Annotated in this window: 1 protein-coding gene; it reads right to left on the bottom strand. The window is 63.6% G+C overall.

Annotated elements, in window-relative coordinates:
* Window positions 1-6 precede the first annotated feature (6 nt).
* A partial coding sequence (locus ACSU1G_RS34590) for an AMP-binding enzyme (RefSeq protein WP_439286194.1) occupies window positions 7-623 on the bottom strand: 617 nt, incomplete at its 5' end.

The following is a 623-nucleotide window of genomic DNA, read 5'->3' as shown; positions in this document are numbered from 1 at the left end:
GGCGCCTCATTGCGCACCTGCACCTGACGCGGGGTTGATTCGGGCGTCGCGCAGATTCTGACGACGTACTTTGCCGGCTGCGTCCCGCACGGGTTCGTCTACGAATTCGAATGATCGTGGGAGCTTGTAGCCAGCGAGGGTGGCGCGTGCGTGCTCGAGAAGTTCGTTGCTGTCTGCGCCGGTCGGCGAGAAGATGATCGCATGGGGCGCCTGCCCGAGGTCGTCGTCCGGAAGCCCGATTACGCAGACGTCGACGACAGCCGGGTGGCTCAGAAGAGCGGCTTCGATTTCGGCTGGATAGACATTGCTTCCGCCGACGAGGAGCATATCCGCTTCGCGGTCCTCGATGAAGAGATAACCGTCCGCGTCGAGATGGCCGATGTCGCCGAGTGTTTGCCACCCCTCGCTGGCGGTTGCTGTCGCTCCGAGATAGCGGAACGACTCACCGAGCGCAGCTTCGCGTCGGAGCCAGATCCGACCGGTTTGACCGGCGGAGAGCACTGTTTCGTCGGCAGCACGGATCTGAACTTCCCCACCTCGAGGCAGTCCCACTGTCCCCGGTCGCTCCTCCCACTCTTCCCCGCTGACTGAGAAGACGACCATTCCCTCGGTGCCGGCGTACA

This window comes from Microbacterium sp. A93 (assembly GCF_051842835.1).
The sequence above is the reverse complement of the archived record's forward strand: the minus strand, read 5'-3'. Positions and strand labels throughout refer to the sequence as shown.